Genomic DNA, 18458 nt, shown 5'->3' with positions numbered 1-18458 from the left:
ATGCGTTCCGGTGGGTCGCGCGCCGTCGACCTCGCCCTGGCCTGCCACCCGGGACCGACGTTCGCGGTGACCGTCTTCGCGGTCGCCATGGCCGCGGGAGCCGACGCGCCACCCGCGACGACAGCGCTGGTCGGGGCCGCGGTCCTGGCCGGGCAGCTGTCGGTCGGCTGGTCCAACGACTGGATCGACGCGGACCGGGACGCCGCGGTCGGGCGCACGGACAAGCCCGTCGGTGCCGGGCGGTTGGCGGTCTCGACCGTCCGCACGGCGGCGCTGAGCGCGGCGGCGGCGTGCGTGGTGCTCTCCCTGGCGCTCGGCTGGCGCGCGGGCGTGGTCCACCTGGCGACGGTGGCGTCGGCCTGGGCCTACAACGCCCGCCTCAAGAGCACGGTCTGGTCGTGGGCGCCGTACGCGTTCTCGTTCGGCTTCCTGCCCCTGGGGATCGCGTTGGCGCTGCCCGGCTCGCCGGTCGCCGCCTGGTGGGCCATGGCGTCGGGCGCGCTGCTCGGCATCGGTGCGCACGGGGCGAACGTGGTGCCGGACCTCCAGGACGACCGGGCGACCGGCGTCCGAGGGCTCCCGCACCGGGTGGGCGGGACGGCCACGAGCATCGGCACCGCCCTGGCGCTCGTCGGCGCCACGGTGCTGCTCGTCCTGGCGCCCGCGGGTCCGCCGAGGGCCGCGGCGGCCGTGGTGCTCGTCGTCGCCGTCGGCCTGACGATCGTGGGGACGGTGCTCGCCCTCGGCGGTGGACGCCACCGGCTGCCGTTCATGTTCGCCATCGCGGTGGCGGCGGTTGACGTCGTCCTGCTGGTCCTGTCGGACTGGGTGGTCGGCTGACCGGCCCCAGGGGCTAGGCGGCCGCGTCGGCCGCCGCGTGCAGGGCGGCGACGTCGATCTTGGTCATCGTCAGCAGGGCGTTCAGCGCGCGTCCGGCGCGGCCGGGGTCGGGGTCGCTCAGCAGCTCGGGCAGGGCCTCCGGGATGACCTGCCACGACAGCCCCCACTGGTCCTTGAGCCAGCCGCACTGGCCCGGCTCGCCGCCATCGGCGATCAGGGCGTCCCACACGCGGTCGCACTCGGCCTGGTCGGGGACGTTGACGTAGAACGAGAACGCCTCGGTGAAGGAGTACAGCGGTCCGCCGTTGAGGGCCTGGACCTCCACACCGTCGAGCACGAAGCTCACCGACATCGCCGTCCCGGCCGGCTGGGGAGCACCCTCCCCGTAGCGGGCGACCGACACGATGTGCGAGTTCGGGAAGATCTCGACGTAGCGCTCGGCGGCCTGCTCGGCCTGGCCGTCGAACCACAGGAACGGGCTGATGGTCTGCATCTCGGTGCCTCCGGTGTGAGTGACGCGAGCCTTGGTGCTCGGCGTCCTTTCGTGAGGTGGTCGGAGCCGCGCCCGTGATCTCGACATCGGGCCCGTGACGACTTCTTCCTTCGAGCCGTCGAGCACCTCCCAGCGCGCCACCGCCTCGTTGCGCGAGGACCACCCGGCCCTCGGGCGCGGTCGCGTGAGCACTCTCACCAGTGCGCGGGCGCGACCAGGCCCGACGGGAGGCGGGTCGTGCCGTCGCCGAGCGCCGACGCAACCTGCGGCGGCGTGACGAACAGGGCCCCGACGAGGTCGGCACCGTGCAATCGGGCGCCCCGCAGATCGGCACCGAGCAGGTCTGCCAGCCGCAGGTCGGCGCCGCGCAGGTCCGCGCCGATCAGGAGCGCACCACGCAGGTCGGCACCGTGCAGGTCGGCGCCGGCGAGTCCCGCTCCCGTCAGATCGGCACCGCGCGCCTGCCGGCCGCGCAGGCCGTCCCGCACGAGCGCGCTCACCCGCCCGAGCAGCTCGCCGACCCTGCCTTGCATGTCCGGTCCCGTGCTCGCGTCCCGCGCCTCGGCCACCTCGGCGAGCAGGCGCGCCACCTCCCCGTGCAGGGGCGCAGCAGCGGGGATCGCGAGCGCCCCGCCGAGGTACCAGAGCAGCTCGTGCAGCCCGCGCATCGTCGCGAAGACCGCGAACATCTCGGCGGCGATCGCGGGTTCGTCGCGCCAGGTGCGACCGTCGAACAGCTGTTGCGTGACGAACTGGCCGGCCCCGAAGCACTCGTAGACCGTGCAGCCCGTGAACCCGCTGGTGCGCAGGTCGGCGTGGATGCCACACCGGAAGTCGGCCTGCAGGTTGCGGCACGGGGTGCCCGCCCGCTTGTCGTACGCGAAGTCCGACGACCGCTGGAACGTGTGCGCCACACAGCACAGCCCCGCGCAGCGGGCGCAGTCCGAGCGCAGCTCCCGCAGCGGGATCGGGACGTGGTCGGTCACGAGGTCGAGACTAGATCGGTCGTCACTCCACCGCGTCGATCAGTCGGCGCACCGCCGCGACGTGGTCGCGCAGGGCCTGCCGGCCGACCGGTGTCAGCCCCACCCACGTGGTCCGTCGTCCCGCGTGCACGCCCTTGCGACTGCGCAGGTAGCCGGCCTCGACCAGCGCGGAGACGTGCTTGGACAGCACCGAGTCGCTGACCTCGAGCGCGTCCCGCAACGTCGCGAACTCCGCCTCCGACACCCCGGACAACGTCGTGACGAGCTGCAGCCGCGTCGGAGCGTGGATCAGCGGGTCGAGCCCGGCCATCAGCCGAGGACCAGCAGCGCGGCGCACCCGAGGCACGCGACGACCGCGAGCACCGCGAGCACCCGCGGGGAGGGGCCGCGCGCGTGGGCCACAGGATCCTGTCGGTAGGCGTGCCACCAGTGGCGGACGCCGAGCGCGCAGCCGGCTCCCGCAGCCACGGCCGCCACCCCGACGAGCCACCACCGGGAGTCGAACGCGGCGACGATCCCCACGGCGAGCGCGCCGAGGTAGACGACCGAGGCGCCGGCTCCCGCCGCGAGGACGACCTGGCTGGCCAGGCCGTCCACGCGGACCCCGTTGATCCGACTGAACCGGTGCAGCAGGAGCGCCGCGACGGCCAGGAACACCGCGGCCCCGGCGAGCGCGACGGCGACGCCCGTGACCGTCTGCGCGGCGATCCCCCAGGCCGCGGTGCCGACCTGGACCGCGATCCCGGCGGCGAGCATCGGGTAGAAGCCGACCGGCAGTCGCAGGCCTGTCGTCAGTCTGCTGCGTGCGTCGTCGGCCGCGGCCAGGCCCGCGCGCGGGTCGTCGGGGTTGCTACGAGCTCGGCTACTTTCCATATCGGAAAGTATGGCTCCAACTTTCCAGACTGGCAAGTAGGGCGTCTGCCGTCGGCAGATCTGCCCACGGCAGACCAGGGGTCCGCGCGCGGTCTGCGCGTGTGACGGTCGAGGGACCAGCGACCCACGGAGGCACTCATGACCACCGCACCACCCACTGCGCGTCCCTTCGACGACGACCTGTCCACCCGGCTCCTGCACCAGCGCATCGTGGTGCTCGGTCAGGAGGTCGACGACGTCATCGCCAACCGCGTCTGCGCGCAGCTGCTCCTGCTCTCCGCCGAGGATCCCCGCCGCGACATCGCGCTCTACATCAACTCCCCGGGCGGCTCCGTCAGCGCGGCCCTCGCGATGTACGACACCATGCGGCTCATCCCGAACGACGTCGCGACGCTGGCGATGGGCCTGGCCGCGAGCGCCGCCCAGTTCCTGCTCAGCGCCGGCACCCCGGGCAAGCGGTTCGCGCTGCAGCACTCGCGCGTCCTCATGCACCAGCCGTCCGGCGGCATCGGCGGCACCGCGGTCGACATCGCGATCCAGGCGCAGAACATGGCGCACGTGAAGCGGACCATGCAGTCGCTGACCGCCGAGCACACCGGTCAGAGCCTCCAGACGATCGAGCGGGACGCCGACCGCGACGCCTGGTTCACGGCCGAGGAGGCGCTGGCGTACGGGTTCATCGACCGGGTGGTCGAGCACCTCGACGACGTGCGACCGGACGCGTCGATGCGACGGGCGGGCCTGTGATGGCCGGCCAGTACACGATCCCCGTGGTCATCGAGCAGCGACCGACGGGCGAGCGCGCCTCCGACGTCTACTCCCGCCTGCTCACCGACCGGATCATCTTCCTGGGCACCGAGATCGACGACGGCGTCGCCAACGTCGTCATCGCGCAGCTGCTGCACCTGCAGTCGGAGAGCCAGGACTCACCGATCCACCTGTACATCAACTCGCCGGGCGGCTCGATCACCGCGCTGCTCGCCATCTACGACACCATGCAGTACATCAAGCCGACGGTCGCGACGTTCTGCCTGGGACAGGCCGCGTCCGCGGCGGCCGTGCTGCTCGCGGCGGGCACCCCCGGCAACCGGCACGTCCTGGAGCATGCGCGCGTGCTGCTGCACCAGCCGTCGGGCGGGGGAGAGGGGACCGCGGCCGACCTGGAGATCCAGGCCCGGGAGATCGCGCGGCTGCGCGAGCAGGTGGACGAGATCCTGCACCGCCACACGGGTCAACCGCTGGCCAAGCTGCGGACCGACACGGAGCGCGATCTCATCCTCACGGCGCAGCAGGCGGTCGACTACGGGCTGGCGGACCGGGTCGTGACGACCCTCAAGGAGGTGCCGCCGATCAGCTGACGCGTCAGGCGGCCAGCAGCAGCGTCGCGCCGACCTGAACGGTCGGCGACGCCGTGTCCGCGTGGGCGGTGAGGGTGGTGACGCTCGCGAGCTCGTGGCGGCCCGAAGACGCCAGGTCGGCGGACGCGGGCGCAGTGAGGTCCACCACGAGCCGGCCCTCGGCGAGCGCGAGCTGCGCGTGCGCGGTGCCGACCAGGTCGACGAGCCGCAGCCCGAGCGCCCGGCAGACCGCGGCGAGGACCTCGGACGACGCCTCCTTGCGGCCGCGCTCGACCTCGGACAGGTACGCGACGGACACCCGGGCGTCCCCGGCGACGTCGCGCAGGGTCCGCCGCTGACGCTCCCGCTGCTCCCGCAGGATCGAGCCCACGAGCCGTCGGAGCAGTGGCTCGGTGCGGTGCTCGAGGTGCGTCAGGTGCGGCGTCATCGCGTCCTCCGGGGTCCTGTGGTGCTCCCGCCACGCTAGCTCGCGATACCCGCCGAGCGGCGTCGCGACCCTTCTGCCCTGAGCGGACGGGTGAGCGGCGGTCGTGGTCAGGTGCGAGGTGCGTACATGATGACGGCGACGCCGAGCAGGCAGATGGCGGCGCCCGTGAGGTCCCAGCGGTCGGGCTGGAACTTGTCGACGGCCATGCCCCAGGCCAGCGAGCCGGCGACGAAGATCCCGCCGTACGCGGCCAGGATCCGTCCGAAGCTGGCGTCGGGCTGCAGCGTCGCGACGAACCCGTAGGCGCCGAGCGCGAGCACGCCGGCACCGATCCAGAGCACGCCGCGGTGCTCCCGCACGCCCTGCCAGATCAGCCAGGCGCCACCGATCTCTGCGACGGCCGCGACAGCGAACAGGAGCAAGGAGCGCAGCAGGGTCATGGGAGCAGTCTCGCGGGGTCAGGGTGCGGACGCGGCGCGCTCGATCGGGCGGACTCAGGCGGCGGTGCCGAACATCGCCGCCACGACGTCGACGGCGTCGTCCGGCGCCTGGACCTCGAGGCGAACCTGGCCGGTGGTCATCTGCAGGGTGAAGGTGAAGAAGGTGCAGCAGTCCTGTTCGGCGGCGGCGAGCCGGGCGACCTCCGCGACGAGCTCGGGCGAGGCGCCGAACTGCAGGGCCATACCGCCCGTGATCGGCTCGCGTCTCACCGCCTGGGCGACGAGCGCCTGCCAGTCGGAGATCCGGTCCGGCATCGAGCCGGCGTCCAGGGAGCACGCGATCACCGGTGCATCCGGCGCTGGGACGGCCGGACCGCGGGTCAGCGGGACGAGCGTCCGCCGGTCGGCCAGCGGGGCAGGTGCCGCGGTCGCGCACGGGCACCCGTCCCCGCAGGGACCCGAGGTGGGTGCGTCAGCGAGCCGCGCGGAGACCGTCTGCAGCTCGGCGGCCAAGCCCACGAGCTCGCCGATGCGCTCCTGGGTCTCGGCCAGCCGCGTGGCGACCATCTCCACGACCTGGTGCGCCACGGACGAGCAGTCCTCGACGTCGTACGCCGTGACCAGCTCCGCGACGTCGCCCAAGGGGATGCCGAGGTTCTTGGTGGCGGTGATGAAACGCAGCCGCGCGAGGTCGGCGTCGTCGTAGGACCGGTACCCGTTCCCCGTGCGGGCGGGCTGGTCGATCAGACCGATGTCCTCGTAGTAGCGCAACGTCGTGGCAGGGACCCCGACCAGCTCTGCGGCTTCAGCGATGCGGTAGGTCATGCCACGACGGTAAACCTTCAAGTCGAGTCGAAGGTCAAGCCCCAGAGGTCAGCTCGACACGTCCGCCGTCGTGAACCGGCTCCACGCCAGCGCCCCGAAGATCACCACCCACGCCGCCTGCAGGGCGAGCCCCTGACCGAGCACGCCCCAGTCCGGTTCGAGGCGGAGGAACTCGGCGAAGTCGAGCCAGTGGTGGGTCAGCAGCGCGGGCGCGATCGTGGCCAGCTGCGGGAGCTGGTCGAGGACGCCGCAGACGATCGCGGTGACGACCGTCGCGGCCATCGCGCCGACCGGCACCTCGGTGAGCGTCGAGTAGAACAGCCCGACCGCGACGAGGCCGGTCATCGACAGCCCGACGTAGACGACGACCGCGGCGATGCGCAGGATGCCGTCGCCCAGGGAGACGGTGGTCCCGGACAGCAGGGTGATGCCGCGCAGACCGAAGTACGCCGCGCCGGCCACGATGCCGACGACCGCGATGGCCAGCACGGCGGACGCCGCGAACGTCAGGGCGCCGACGGCCTTGACGGCGAGCAGCCGTCCGCGCGCGACGGGCACGGTCAGCAGGTAGCGCAGGGTGCCGGCGGACGCCTCGCCCGCGATGGCGTCGCCGGACGCGATCCCGATGGTCAGCGGCAGCAGGAACGGCAGGCACAGGAACAGGGACGCGACCACGAGGAACAGCCCGTTGCCGGTCACCCGACCGACGAACCCGGGCCCCTGGCCGCTGAGGGCGGTGTCCTGGGAGAGGAACAGCACGGTGCCCAGCAGCAGGGGGACCAGGGAGAGCCCGGCCAGCAGGACCAGGTTGCGCCGGCGGCCCAGGACGAGGCGGAGCTCGCTGCGGACCAGCCGCGCGAGCGATCCTCGCAGTGGCCTGATCGGCGGAGCCGTCTCAACGAGCGACATCGAAGCCCTCCCCGGTCAGCTCGACGAAGATCTGCTCGAGATTCGGTCGGCGGACCTCGAGGCCCAGCAGGTCGACGCCCCCGTGCACGAGCGCGGCCGACACCTTCTCGGGCGGCACGGCGCCCAGCAGCGCGGAGACCGTGACCCCCGTGGCCTGCACGTCGGTGAGGCCGAGCCCGGTCAGGACCTCCGCCGCGGCGCCGACGTGGTCAGCCGACGTCTGCACCGACAGCCGCGGCAGGCCGCGGGAGATGAGGTCGGCGCGGTCGCCCTGGAGCAGCAGGTGCCCGCTGCTCATGATCCCGATGTGGCTGCACACCTGCTCGATCTCGGCCAGCAGGTGCGACGAGACCAGCACGGTCGTGCCGTTCAGGGCGAGCTCGCGCACCAGGTGGCGGACCTCACGCGTGCCCTGCGGGTCGAGGCCGTTGGTCGGCTCGTCGAGCACCAGCAGGTCGCGAGGCCGCAGCAGGGCCGCCGCGAGCCCGAGCCGCTGCTTCATGCCGAGCGAGTACTGCCGGTACGGCTTGCCGGCCGCAGCGGCCAGCCCGACGCGGTCGAGCGCCTCGGCGGCGCGCTGCCGGGAGGTGCGGGGATCGGCCGTCGCGTCGCTGGCCTCCAGCCGCGCGAGGTTGGCCGAGCCGGTCAGGTACGGGTGGAAGGCCGGTCCCTCGACGAGCGCGCCGACGCGTGGCAGCACGTCGGAGCCGGCCCCCGGCATCTCGCCGCCCAGCAGGAACGCGCGCCCGCTCGTCGGCCGCACCAGCCCCAGCAGCATGCGGATGGTCGTCGTCTTGCCGGAGCCGTTGGGGCCGATGAAGCCGTACACGGCACCGCGCGGGACGCGCAGGTCGATGCCGGCGACCGCCACCTGCCCGGAGCGGAACCGCTTCGTGAGCCCGTCGGTCGAGATGGCGAGGCCGTCCGGGGACGCGACAGAAGCCGCACCGGAGGGTGCGGCTCCCGTCGTCGGGTCCGTCACTGGGCCGCCAGGGCCTGGAGCGTGGCGCCGGGCACCGCGCCGACCAGCACGCGGCCGTCGTCGGTGACCAGCACCGACAGGAGCGCGGAGGACAGCAGCCGCCCCTCGGGCACCTCGGTCGTCAGGGTCTCGTACAGCGCGGTGGTGTCGAGGTCACCCATCGGCGACCCGGACCCCTCCTCCGGCACGAACTCCGAGTAGAGGTCCGCGGCACCCTGCGAGCCGAACGTCTTGTCGACGCCGGGCAGGCTGGCCGCGGCCGACGGGTCACCGGCGACCAGGGCGGCCACGTCGAGCCCCGAGGCCTGCACGACGGTGTCCCAGCCGGTGCCGCTGACGGTGACGCCCTCCGGCAGCTCCTTGTCCGGAGTCGCCGTCGTCGCCTCGGCGGGCACCTCCGGCAGCGGGACGACGACCTCGCGGGTCGACGACCCGGCCGGGGCCGAGAACGCGAGGACCGAGTCGGCCGGCGTCGTGAACGAGACGTCGGTGAACCCGATCTCCAGAGCGGGCGTCTGGGTGTCGGACGTGCTCCACACCTGCACCCGCAGCGGGGTCGAGGTCTCGGCGTCCACGGCCACCACGATCCTCCCGACCAGGGTCGTGTCGCTGGTCGGCGTCACCACCAGCTGGTAGGCGGGCCGCCCGGCGACCTCGGTCTGCGCGTCGAGCGTCACGGTCGAGGTGAGCCTGGCCATCCCGACCGCCTGCCGACCGGCCTCCTCCGGCGTGGGCAGGTCGCCCTGCACGGGCAGGTCACCGGCCTCCGCCTGCGCTGCCAGCTCGTCATACCGGGCGGCGTCGGCCGCGGTCAGGCTGTAGTGCACGACCGCGTCGTCGGTGCTGGAGTACGTCCATGCCTCCGGGCCGTCCTGCACCACCGAGAACTCCGACGTCGCCCCCAGCAGCGCGACGCGGGACCGCTCTCCACCGTCCGACCAGACCCGCATCGTCGAGCTGCCACCGAGCAGGGCGACGGGGTCGGCACCGCCGACCTCACCGAACGGGAGGGCCGGCAGCCCGAGGCGCGCGGTGTAGACGACCGTGCCGGACAGCGGCGACGGCTCGGCGGCCGCCACCTGCGTGGCGAGCTCTTCGGGACTGATGGTCGGCAGGCCGGCGTCGTCGGCCGACGCGAACAGCGGGGGCGCGGCGAACGCGAGGCCCACCGCGACGGCGGCGACCACGGGGACGGCCCAGCGGCTTCTGGGGGAGAGGGTGTGACGGGAGTCGGTCATGGCTCCACTGTGCGTCATGCCTGCTGAGGGCATCCTGAGAGCGCGACGACCTGGGCGTGGGCACCGGATGGGATGCTCGGATCATGCGGGTTCTGGTGGTGGACGACGAGCGCGGTCTGGTGCGTGCGCTGCACCGCGGGCTGACCGCCGAGGGCTTCGCCGTCGACGTCGCGTTCGACGGGGTGCGCGGTCTCGAGCTCGCCTCCCAGGGCGGCTACGACGTCATCGTGCTCGACGTGATGCTCCCGCGGCGCAACGGGTACGACGTCGTCACCGAGCTGCGCGCCCAGGACGTGTGGACGCCCGTCCTCATGCTCAGTGCCAAGGACGGCGAGTACGACGTCGCCGACGGGCTCGATGTCGGCGCCGACGACTACCTGACCAAACCGTTCGCGTTCGTCGTCCTCGTCGCGCGGCTACGAGCCCTCCTGCGGCGGCAGGGCGACGTGCGCCCGCCGGTGCTGACCGTCGGCGACCTGGTCCTCGACCCGGCGACCCGGCGCGTGACCCGGTCGGGCGAGGACGTGGCGCTGACCACCCGCGAGCTCGCGCTGCTCGAGTACCTGATGCACCACGCCGACCGGGTCGTCGGCAAGGTCGAGCTGCGTGACCACGTGTGGGACGGCACCGGCGAGGACGTCAACGTGGTCGAGGTCTACGTCGGCTACCTGCGCCGCAAGCTCGGCCGCCAGACCGTCGAGACGGTCCGCGGTGCCGGGTACCGCGTGGCGGGCTGACCGTGACCGACCCGGTGACGGTCCCGGTGCGCCGGGGGGCGTCGCTGCGGCTGCGGCTGACGCTGCTCGCATCGGGGGCGCTGTGCGTGGCGCTCGTCGTCGGGGCGATCGCGCTCACCACCGTCCTGCGCAGCACGCGCATCGACGCCCTCGACGACGTGGTCCGCGACCGCGCCGCCACCGTGTCCGCGCTCGCGTCCGACGACCGTCTGCCCGAGACGTTGCCGGTCGCCGAGCCGGGGGAGATCGCGCAGCTCATCGACGCCGGCGGCGCCGTGCTCGCCACGTCCCCGAACGCGAGCCGGACGCTGCCCGTGCTGCCGCAGGACGTCCTGGCGGAGCTGACCGGCGTCTCGACGACCGACCGCAGCGCCTACGACGACGTCGCCCGTGTCGCCGTGGAGGGCGCGACCCACCGTGGCGAGCCGGTGACGGTCGTCGCGACCGTGCCGCTGACCGAGGTCCAGGGGGTGATCGACGCGCTCCGGGTCGCGCTCGCGGTGGTCGTGCCGCTGCTCACCGTGGCGTTGGGCCTGGTCGTCTGGCTGATCCTCGGCCGGGCGCTGCGACCGGTCGAGGAGCTGAGGCGCGGAGCAGCACTCGTGGCGTCGTCGGGCGGTCCCGGCTCGCTGCCGGTCCCGGCCCGCGACGACGAGCTCGGCGCCCTTGCGCGCACGCTCAACTCGATGCTCGACCGGCTCGAGGCCGGTGCCGCGCGGCAGCGGGCGTTCGTCGCGGACGCCGCGCACGAGCTGCGTTCCCCGCTGGCCGCCCTGCGGACCAGCGTCGAGGTCGCGCGGGCTCACCCGCAGTCCTACCGGACCGACGAGCTGGCGGCCGAGCTCGAGGGCGAGGTGCTGCGGATGCAGGCGCTGGTGGACGACCTTCTGCTGCTCGCCCGGGTGGGGTCCACCCCGATGGCGCACGAGGAGCTCGACCTCGCCGCGGTCGCGCGGGACGTCGTGCGGCCGACCGAACCCGTGACCGTCACCGGCGCCGGGCACGCCCGCGGGGACGCCGCCGCGGTCGGTCGCGTGCTGCGCAACCTCGTCGACAACGCCGTCCGGCACGCGGGGTCCCGGGTCGAGGTGGTTGTCGCCGACGGGTCCGTGCGGGTGGACGACGACGGTGCCGGGCTCGACCCGGGGGACCGCGAGCGCGTGTTCGAGAGGTTCGTGCGGCTGGACGAGGCACGTCAGCGAGACGAGGGCGGCAGCGGGCTGGGGCTCGCGATCGCCCGCGAGATCGCGCGCGAGCAGGGCGGCGACGTCGTGCTCGGGGCCGCCGACCTCGGCGGGCTGCGGGCCGAGCTGCGGCTGCCGCACTGACAGGGGTCCACTCGTCGTCGTAGCGTGGTGGCGACGAGTTCCGGAGGTGACGATGCCCGAGCACGACCCGGTGCGCGACGCGGCCCGGTACCGCGTGGAGCGCGACTCGAAGGGCGAGCACGACCCGCAGCAGCCCGCTCCGCCGCGGGGCCGGATGGAGAACCGGCACCAGTGGGTCGACGTCGTCATCGACCAGGCGATCGCTCGAGGCGAGTTCGACGACCTGCCCCTGGCCGGCAAACCGATCCCGGGCATCGCCCGGCACGACCCGGACTGGTGGCTCAAGGCGCTCATCGAGCGGGAGCAGATCTCGGGCGTCCTGCCGGAGGCGATCCAGCTGCGCAAGGACGACACGGTCATGGCGGACCGGCTGGATGCGCTGCACACCGAGGACGACGTGCGCGCCGCCGTCGAGGAGTTCAACGCCCGGATCGTGTCAGCGCGGCGTCAGCTGATGGGCGGTCCGCCCGTGGTCACGCCGCTGCGGGACGTCGACCGCGAGGTCCGCGAGTGGCACGCGCGACGCCGGGCGCCGGAGCCGCCACCGGAGCCGGAGCCGGTCCGTCAGCGCCGTCGTGGCAGCTACCTCTGGCGCCGCCGGTCGGCGAGCTGACGCGTCAGGCGCGGTCCTCGAGCGCCGGCAGGATCGTCGTCGGGATCGCGAACGCGAGCGAGACGGCGGCGATGCCACCGGCGAACACCCACGCGCCCCAGTCGTCGACATTGAAGGCCACCGCGAACAGGGCGAGACCCAGCAGGAAGAGGATGGCGGGGAAGACGACGCTGAGCATGCGACCGGGCGTGCCCGACCCGTCGTCCTCGCGACGCTCGATCACCGGGTAGCTCATGGTCGGTCCTCCACGGAGTGCTGCGCTGGGGTCCCCGGCGGTCGTTCCACCGAGGACCCCAGCGTAGTCAGTGCGCCAGGGCGGGCGCCGCCTCGTCGACCGGTGCGCCGTGCGGTGACGGAGCGGCCTTGACGAAGAACGCGGCAGGGATCGCCGCCAGGGAGATCACCGCGCCCACCAGGAACGCCGCGTGGATCCCGCCCGCGGTCGCGTCGACCGCTTCGGACCCACCGGCCAGCAGCGTGGCGCTCTGCGCGGTGAGCACGGTGACGAACAGCGCCGTGCCGGCGGCCCCGGCCACCTGCTGCACCGTGCCGACCATCGCGCTGCCGTGCGAGTACAGGTGCATCGGCAGCGCACCCAGCGCTGAGGTGAACAGCGGCGTGAACATCAGGGCCAGGCCCGCGCTGAGCGTGACGTGGCACGCGAGCATGAGCCACGGCGAGCTCGTCGCGCCCAGGAGGGTGAAGCCCCACGCGCTGGCGCTCACGACGATCGCCCCCGGGACGAGCAGCGGCCGCGGACCGACCCGGTCGTACGCGCGCCCGACGCTCGGGGCCAGCAGGCCCATGAGCAGCCCGCCGGGGAGCAGCAGCAGACCGGTCTGCAGCGCCTCGAGCCCGAGCACCGTCTGTGCGTAGAGGGGCACCAGGATCAGCGTCCCGAACAGCGACATCATGCTGATCGCCATCACGCCCACCGAGACGGTGAACGTGGACGACGAGAACGTGCGCAGGTCCAGGAGCGCGCCGTCGACCTTCTGCAGCTGCAGCTGGCGCAGCACGAAGACCACCAGCGCGACCGCGCCGGCGCCGAGCGACACCCAGGTCGTCGTCGTGATGCCGGTCGTCGCCACCGCACCGAGTCCGCTGAGCCCGTACACGATCCCGCCGAACGCGACGGCCGAGAGGATCACCGAGCCGACGTCGACGCGGGCGCTTCGGGTCTCGGTCAGGTTCGGCAGCCGGACCGCGCCGAGCGCCAGCGCACCGATCGCGATCGGCAGCACCAGCGCGAACAGCCAGCGCCAGTCGAGCACGCTGAGCACCAGCCCCGAGATGGTCGGCCCGATGGCGGGAGCGACCGAGATGACGATGGAGATGTTGCCCATCGTGCGGCCGCGGCTCGCGGGCGGGGTCACGGTCATGACGGTCGTCATGAGCAGCGGGAGCATGATCGCCGTGCCGCACGCCTGCACGACGCGGCCGACGATGAGCGCGTCGAACCCTGGCGCCAGCGCGCAGATCGCGGTGCCCAGGCTGAACAGTGTCATCGCCGCCAGGAACACCGCGCGCGTGGTGAACCGCTGGATCACGAAGCCGGTCACGGGGATGACGATCGCCATCGTCAGCATGAACGCGGTGGTGACCCACTGGGCCGTGCTGGCCGGGATGTCCAGGTCGCTCATCAGCCGGGGGAGCGCGACGCCCATGATCGTCTCGTTGAGGATGACGACGAACGTCGAGATCAGCAGCAGGCGGACCGCGAGACGGTCGCGCACGCCGGTCCCGGCGGCCGCGGCCGCGTCCGAGGGCGGATGGGTGGTGGTCAGGGTCTCGTCGGTCACAGGGGTACACCTCGGGTGTCAGAGGGAAGAGTGTGGCGCGGCCGGTGGTGATCGGCGCGGACGGTGAGCACAGTCTGTGCGGTGCGGCCCTGGCGGGTCGACGTTTTTCGCTGTCAGGAGACGGTCGTCACAGCCCCAGGGGCCAGAACGGCCGGACCTCGACGCGTCCGAAGCGGGCCATGGGGTGCGCCGCCGCGCGTTCCAGTGCCTCGTCGAGGTCGGCGCACTCGAGCACGTCGAAGCCGGCGATGGACTCCTGCGTCTCGGCGAACGGTCCGTCGGTGACCAGCAGCTGTCCCGAGCGCACGCGGACCGTGCGGGCGTCGGCGGGGGGCCGGAGCCGGTCGCCGATCACGCTGAGGTGGCGACGGTCGTTCTCCGCCACCCAGTCGACGATGGTGTCGTCCTCGGGTCGGTACGTCTCGGCGGTCGGGTCGTCGCAGATCAGGAGCAGGAATCGCATGGGTCCTCCAGGAGGTGATCGGTCCGTCATCAGGTGGACGATCCTGCGAGCGTCGGATCGACACGATCGGGCGAGCAGTTTTCAGTGCAGCGGTCGAGCGCGGGGTGCGCGTGGACCGAACTTCGGTGCGCGCGAGGTCTGCGTGAGCTCCAGCAGCCTGATCACGCGCTGCCGATGACCGGCCCAGCGTTCCAGCAGGCGCAGCATCCCGGCGTCGTCGGTGCGGCTCCCGGTCAGCGCCCACCCGACCAGGTGCGCCAGGTGGAAGTCGCCCACGGAGACCGCGTCGGCGTCGCCCAGCGCACGCGAGGCGACCTCCGCGACCGTCCACGGGCCGATGCCCCGCACGGTGAGCAACCGCCGGCGTGCCTCCTCGATCGACAGGTCCGCGCCCTCCTGCAGGCGGCGCGCCACGACGGCGGCCCGCAGCACCGTGCCTGACCGAGCCTCCTCGACGCCCGCTCGGCGCCAGTCCCACACCGGCACCTCGCGCCAGCCCGCAGCGGTCGGCGGCACCCGCATCGTGCGCGGAGCCGGACCCGGCGCCGGGGTGCCGTGCTGCAGCACGAGCCGTCGCCACGCCGCCTTGGCGTCCAGCCCGACGACCCTCTGCTCGAGGACCGCCGGGACGAGCGCCTCGAACACGTTGCCCGACCGCGAGATCCGCATCGCCGTGCGACTGCGGTAGGCCTCGCGGACAACGGGGTGCAACGACGGGTCGAACCCGCGCGGGTCGTCGTGGGCACCCAGCAGGTCGGCGACACCGGACAGCGCCCGCTCCGCACCCGGACCCCACGCGGTGGCGTGCACCCCGTCGCTGCGCACGACGAGGTGGCGGGTGGCGGGACCGTCCGCCGTCCAGGTCGCCTGCCAGACCGCTCCGTCCGGCGCGAACCACCACGCCGGGTCGCCACCCCCGCGCCGGTGCGGACCGAGCGTCAGCCTCAGGTCGACGCGGTCGCGCGGGCGGTAGACCGACGTGAGACCCGCCTGCTCGGCGGTCGGGACGGAGGTCACGCCACCACTATGCGCCGCACCGCCGACACACTGGGCGCATGACCATCCGCACGGGGATCTCCGGCTGGCGCTACGCACCGTGGCGCTCGGTGTTCTACCCCGCGGGCCTGCCGCACCGTCGCGAGCTCGAGTACGCGTCCCGCCGGCTCACGTCCATCGAGATCAACGGCTCCTTCTACGCGCTCCAGAAGCCGGAGAACTACGTCGCGTGGGCCGCCGAGACGCCCCAGGACTTCGTGTTCTCGGTCAAGGGCCCGCGCTTCGTGACCCACATGAAGAAGCTGGCCGACGTGCGGGTGCCGGTCGCCAACTTCTTCGCCAGCGGCGTGCTCGCGCTCGGGCCCAAGCTGGGACCGATCCTGTGGCAGCTGCCGCCGAACCTCGGGTTCCACCCCGACCGGCTCGCCACGTTCGTCGACCTTCTGCCGCGCACCACGGCCGCCGCCGCGCAGCTGGCCACCGAGCACGACGAGCGACTCGACGACAGGTCGTGGACCACCACGGACGCCGACCGACCCCTGCGGCACGTGCTGGAGGTCAGGCACGCGAGCTTCGAGGACCCGGCCTTCGTCGAGCTCCTGCGTGCGCACGGCATCGGTCTCGTCGTCGCCGATGCCGCCGGCCGGTGGCCAGTGATCGAGGACGTGACCGCCGACCTCGTGTACGTGCGGCTGCACGGCGAGACCGAGCTGTACGCCAGCGGCTACGACGACAACGCGCTCGACCGGTGGGCGACGAAGGTCCGTGCGTGGGCGTCCGGCGGCGAACCGGTGGGCGCCCGGACGCTGGCCGGTCCGGCCGAGCGGGCCGGCGAGCGCGACGTGTTCGTGTACTTCGACAACGACCTGAAGGTCCGAGCCCCCTACGACTCGATGGCGCTCGCGGCACGGCTGGGCCTGAGCCCGGGTCAGTGACCGCGCAGCTTCTGGATCAGGCGGCGGTCACGCTTGGTGGGTCGGCCCGCGCCGCGGTCGCGCTCGCCCGCGACCACGTGCTCCTTGGGCAAAGGAGCGGGGGAGCGGTCGAGGTAGCAGGCGACCGCGACCGGGGCACCGACGCGCTTCACGACGGTCCGCTGCACGACGACGATCCGCTCGCGCTCACCCCCGCGGACGTGCACCTCGTCACCGGGGACGACCATCGTCGCGGGCTTGGCGCGGTCGCCGTTCACGCGGACGTGCCCGGCGCGGCACGCGGCCGCGGCGGCGGACCGGGTCGGGAACAACCGCACCGCCCAGGTCCACGCGTCCACGCGCGCCCGCGTCACCTCACCCATCGCCCGAGCCTCTCACGGGCACGCGTGCGGGTGGCGGGCCGCCCCGGCCGCTGTCGGCCGCGACCGAAGACCGCTGGTCGCGCGAGCGCCCGAGAGACCGCCGGTCGCGCCGGTGCCCGACCAGTCCGCCGCGCCTCGTCAGGCGCGGAGCTCCAGGTAGCGGCTGATCAGGGCGCGGGTGGACGGGTCCTGCGCTGCCAGAGCCGCGGCGTCGCCCTGCACCGCCGGGGCGATCTCGAGCGCGAGCTTCTTGCCCAGCTCCACGCCCCACTGGTCGAACGAGTCGATGCCCCAGACGACGCCCTGCACGAACGTGATGTGCTCGTACAGCGCGATGAGCTGGCCCAGGACGCTCGGCGTCAGGGACGCGGCCAGGATCGACGTGGTCGGGCGGTTCCCGGAGAACACCCGGGCGGCGACGATGTCCTCGGCGGTGCCCTCCGCGCGGACCTCGTCGGCGGTCTTGCCGAACGCGAGGGCCTTGGTCTGCGCGAAGAAGTTGGCCAGGAACAGGCCGTGCACGTCGACGCCGCCGTCCGCCAGCGGGTATGCCGGGTTGGCGACCGCGATGAAGTCGGCGGGGATGAGCCGCGTGCCCTGGTGGATGAGCTGGTAGAACGCGTGCTGGCCGTTGGTGCCCGGCTCGCCCCAGAACACCTCGCCGGTCTGCGTGGTGACGGGGGTGCCGTCCCAGCGGACCGACTTGCCGTTGGACTCCATGGTCAGCTGCTGCAGGTACGCCGCGAACCGGTGCAGGTGCTGGGCGTATGGGAGCACCGCGTGGGTGTGCGCGCCGAGGAAGTTGACGTACCAGACGTTCAGCAGCCCCATGAGGACGGGCACGTTCTGCGCGAACGGGGTGGTCGCCACGTGCTGGTCGACGGCGTGGAACCCGCCCAGGAACTCGCGGAACGCGTCGGGGCCGACCGCGATCGCGAGCGAGGTGCCGATCGTCGAGTCGACGGAGTAGCGACCGCCCACCCAGTCCCAGAAGCCGAACGCGTTGGTCGGGTCGATGCCGAACGCGGCGACCTTGTCCAGCGCGGTGGACACGGCGACGAAGTGCTTGGCGACGGCCGCGTTGCGCGACTCGTCGTCGTCGGCGGTGCCCAGCTGCTCCCAGAGCCACGTCCGGGCCAGCCGCGCGTTGGTGAGCGTCTCCAGGGTGCCGAACGTCTTGGACGCGACGATGAACAGCGTGGTCGTCGGGTCGAGGCCCTTGACCGTCTCCGCGAGGTCGCTGGGGTCGATGTTGGAGACGAACCGCACCTCGAGGCCGTCCTGCACGTACGGCTTGAGCGCCTCGTAGGCCATGACCGGGCCGAGGTCGGAGCCGCCGATGCCGATGTTGACGACCGTGCGTACGCGCTCGCCGGTGACGCCCGTCCACTCGCCCGAGCGCACCTTGTCCGCGAACGCGAACATCTTCGCCAGCTCGGTCTGGACGTCGGTGTCGATGTCCTGCCCGTCGACGACGAGCGGCGGCTGCGCGCCGGCGGGACGGCGCAGCGCCGTGTGCAGGACCGCGCGGTCCTCGGTCACGTTGATGTGGTCTCCGCGCAGCTGCGCCTGCAGCCGGTCGGCCAGGCCGACCTCGTCGGCGAGCCGGACCAGCAGGGCGAGCGTCTCGTCGGTGACCAGGTTCTTGGACAGGTCGACGGTGAGATCCGCCAGCGGGAGGGTCAGGCGCCTGGCGCGCTCGGGGTCGTCGGCGAACCAGGCGCGCAGGTCGGGGCTGAGCGTCGACTCGTGGACGCTGAGCTCCTGCCAGGCAGCGGTGGACGTGGCGTCGATGGGCGAGGTGGGCATGGGCACCACCGTATTGCGCGAGCACGATCCCTCGCACCGTCG

At 73.1% G+C, this 18458-nt stretch carries 23 protein-coding genes; 7 read left to right on the top strand and 16 right to left on the bottom strand.

The window, feature by feature from the left end; translation table 11 throughout:
- A complete protein-coding gene (locus ASG23_RS06065) occupies nt 1-840 on the top strand; it encodes a UbiA family prenyltransferase (RefSeq protein ID WP_056021645.1) in 840 nt (279 codons plus the stop codon).
- Between the two features lie 13 nt (nt 841-853).
- Here the strand turns inward: ASG23_RS06065 and ASG23_RS06060 are convergent, their stop codons facing one another.
- From ASG23_RS06060 to ASG23_RS06045, 4 genes are all read right to left on the bottom strand, one after another.
- On the bottom strand, nt 854-1333 hold the full coding sequence (locus ASG23_RS06060) for a VOC family protein (protein ID WP_056021642.1): 480 nt from the start codon (nt 1331-1333) through the stop codon (nt 854-856).
- Between the two features lie 194 nt (nt 1334-1527).
- Nucleotides 1528-2319 carry a pentapeptide repeat-containing protein gene (locus tag ASG23_RS06055; RefSeq protein ID WP_056021640.1) on the bottom strand — a complete coding sequence of 264 codons (792 nt, stop codon included), beginning with the start codon at nt 2317-2319 and terminating at the stop codon, nt 1528-1530.
- 22 nt (nt 2320-2341) lie between these two features.
- A complete protein-coding gene (locus ASG23_RS06050) occupies nt 2342-2629 on the bottom strand; it encodes a transcriptional regulator (protein ID WP_082515873.1) in 288 nt (95 codons plus the stop codon).
- The gene (locus ASG23_RS06045) at nt 2629-3192 is read right to left on the bottom strand and encodes a hypothetical protein (protein WP_157465538.1); all 564 of its coding nucleotides are present in this window, start codon (nt 3190-3192) and stop codon (nt 2629-2631) included. Before ASG23_RS06045 ends, ASG23_RS06050 begins: the two co-directional genes overlap by 1 nt.
- A gap of 138 nt (nt 3193-3330) precedes the next feature.
- Between ASG23_RS06045 and ASG23_RS06040 the strand changes: the two genes are divergently transcribed.
- Entirely contained in the window at nt 3331-3939 is a 609-nt protein-coding gene (locus ASG23_RS06040) for an ATP-dependent Clp protease proteolytic subunit (RefSeq protein WP_056021634.1), read from the top strand.
- Nucleotides 3939-4550, top strand: coding sequence for a ClpP family protease (locus ASG23_RS06035; RefSeq protein WP_056021631.1), 612 nt, complete (start codon nt 3939-3941; stop codon nt 4548-4550). The genes ASG23_RS06040 and ASG23_RS06035 overlap by 1 nt, the downstream gene beginning before the upstream one ends.
- A 4-nt stretch (nt 4551-4554) precedes the next feature.
- Here the strand turns inward: ASG23_RS06035 and ASG23_RS06030 are convergent, their stop codons facing one another.
- The 6 genes from ASG23_RS06030 to ASG23_RS06005 form a co-directional block, all read right to left on the bottom strand.
- Nucleotides 4555-4977, bottom strand: coding sequence for a helix-turn-helix domain-containing protein (locus ASG23_RS06030; protein ID WP_082515871.1), 423 nt, complete (start codon nt 4975-4977; stop codon nt 4555-4557).
- A 107-nt stretch (nt 4978-5084) separates the two neighbouring features.
- Complete coding sequence (locus ASG23_RS06025; RefSeq protein ID WP_056021628.1) at nt 5085-5417, bottom strand: YnfA family protein; 333 nt, start codon at nt 5415-5417, stop codon at nt 5085-5087.
- A gap of 54 nt (nt 5418-5471) precedes the next feature.
- The gene (locus tag ASG23_RS06020) at nt 5472-6242 is read right to left on the bottom strand and encodes a MerR family transcriptional regulator (protein WP_056021625.1); all 771 of its coding nucleotides are present in this window, start codon (nt 6240-6242) and stop codon (nt 5472-5474) included.
- A gap of 48 nt (nt 6243-6290) precedes the next feature.
- Nucleotides 6291-7151 (bottom strand): ABC transporter permease, encoded by an 861-nt coding sequence (locus tag ASG23_RS06015; protein WP_056021622.1) that lies wholly within the window; start codon nt 7149-7151, stop codon nt 6291-6293.
- A complete protein-coding gene (locus tag ASG23_RS06010) occupies nt 7138-8133 on the bottom strand; it encodes an ABC transporter ATP-binding protein (RefSeq protein ID WP_056021620.1) in 996 nt (331 codons plus the stop codon). The genes ASG23_RS06015 and ASG23_RS06010 overlap by 14 nt, the downstream gene beginning before the upstream one ends.
- Nucleotides 8130-9371: a LolA family protein gene (locus ASG23_RS06005; RefSeq protein WP_082515869.1), complete on the bottom strand. Its 1242-nt coding sequence runs from the start codon at nt 9369-9371 to the stop codon at nt 8130-8132. The genes ASG23_RS06010 and ASG23_RS06005 overlap by 4 nt, the downstream gene beginning before the upstream one ends.
- An 83-nt stretch (nt 9372-9454) precedes the next feature.
- Between ASG23_RS06005 and ASG23_RS06000 the strand changes: the two genes are divergently transcribed.
- Genes ASG23_RS06000 through ASG23_RS05990 form a run of 3 tightly spaced genes read left to right on the top strand, consistent with a single transcriptional unit; the run spans nt 9455 to nt 12049 of the window.
- Complete coding sequence (locus ASG23_RS06000) at nt 9455-10108, top strand: response regulator transcription factor (protein WP_056022675.1); 654 nt, start codon at nt 9455-9457, stop codon at nt 10106-10108.
- A gap of 2 nt (nt 10109-10110) precedes the next feature.
- On the top strand, nt 10111-11436 hold the full coding sequence (locus tag ASG23_RS05995) for an ATP-binding protein (protein ID WP_056021614.1): 1326 nt from the start codon (nt 10111-10113) through the stop codon (nt 11434-11436).
- A gap of 52 nt (nt 11437-11488) precedes the next feature.
- Nucleotides 11489-12049, top strand: a complete 561-nt coding sequence (locus ASG23_RS05990; protein ID WP_056022673.1) for a J-domain-containing protein — start codon at nt 11489-11491, stop codon at nt 12047-12049.
- Between the two features lie 4 nt (nt 12050-12053).
- Here ASG23_RS05990 and ASG23_RS05985 read toward each other — a convergent pair whose 3' ends face one another.
- The 4 genes from ASG23_RS05985 to ASG23_RS05970 all read right to left on the bottom strand — a co-directional run bounded on the left by ASG23_RS05985 (nt 12054) and on the right by ASG23_RS05970 (nt 15331).
- A complete protein-coding gene (locus tag ASG23_RS05985) occupies nt 12054-12284 on the bottom strand; it encodes a hypothetical protein (RefSeq protein ID WP_056021611.1) in 231 nt (76 codons plus the stop codon).
- Nucleotides 12285-12351: 67 nt separating this feature from the next.
- Nucleotides 12352-13851, bottom strand: coding sequence for an MDR family MFS transporter (locus tag ASG23_RS05980; protein ID WP_082515868.1), 1500 nt, complete (start codon nt 13849-13851; stop codon nt 12352-12354).
- Between the two features lie 127 nt (nt 13852-13978).
- Nucleotides 13979-14314, bottom strand: coding sequence for a YciI family protein (locus ASG23_RS05975; RefSeq protein ID WP_056021607.1), 336 nt, complete (start codon nt 14312-14314; stop codon nt 13979-13981).
- Between the two features lie 81 nt (nt 14315-14395).
- The gene (locus ASG23_RS05970; RefSeq protein WP_235520908.1) at nt 14396-15331 is read right to left on the bottom strand and encodes a DNA-3-methyladenine glycosylase family protein; all 936 of its coding nucleotides are present in this window, start codon (nt 15329-15331) and stop codon (nt 14396-14398) included.
- Nucleotides 15332-15369: 38 nt separating this feature from the next.
- On the opposite strand from ASG23_RS05970, the gene ASG23_RS05965 reads away from it, so the two are divergent.
- Entirely contained in the window at nt 15370-16245 is an 876-nt protein-coding gene (locus ASG23_RS05965; RefSeq protein WP_056021604.1) for a DUF72 domain-containing protein, read from the top strand.
- Here the strand turns inward: ASG23_RS05965 and ASG23_RS05960 are convergent.
- Nucleotides 16239-16607, bottom strand: coding sequence for an RNA-binding S4 domain-containing protein (locus ASG23_RS05960; protein WP_056021601.1), 369 nt, complete (start codon nt 16605-16607; stop codon nt 16239-16241). The genes ASG23_RS05965 and ASG23_RS05960 overlap by 7 nt on opposite strands.
- A gap of 138 nt (nt 16608-16745) precedes the next feature.
- Entirely contained in the window at nt 16746-18416 is a 1671-nt protein-coding gene (gene pgi, locus ASG23_RS05955; protein ID WP_056022664.1) for a glucose-6-phosphate isomerase, read from the bottom strand.
- Between the last annotated feature and the right edge of the window lie 42 nt (nt 18417-18458).

It is taken from the genome of Cellulomonas sp. Leaf395 (assembly GCF_001424125.1).
Classification (GTDB): Bacteria; Actinomycetota; Actinomycetes; order Actinomycetales; family Cellulomonadaceae; genus Cellulomonas.
Note: the sequence above shows the minus strand (reverse complement) of the source record. Positions and strands in the feature narration are given on the sequence as shown.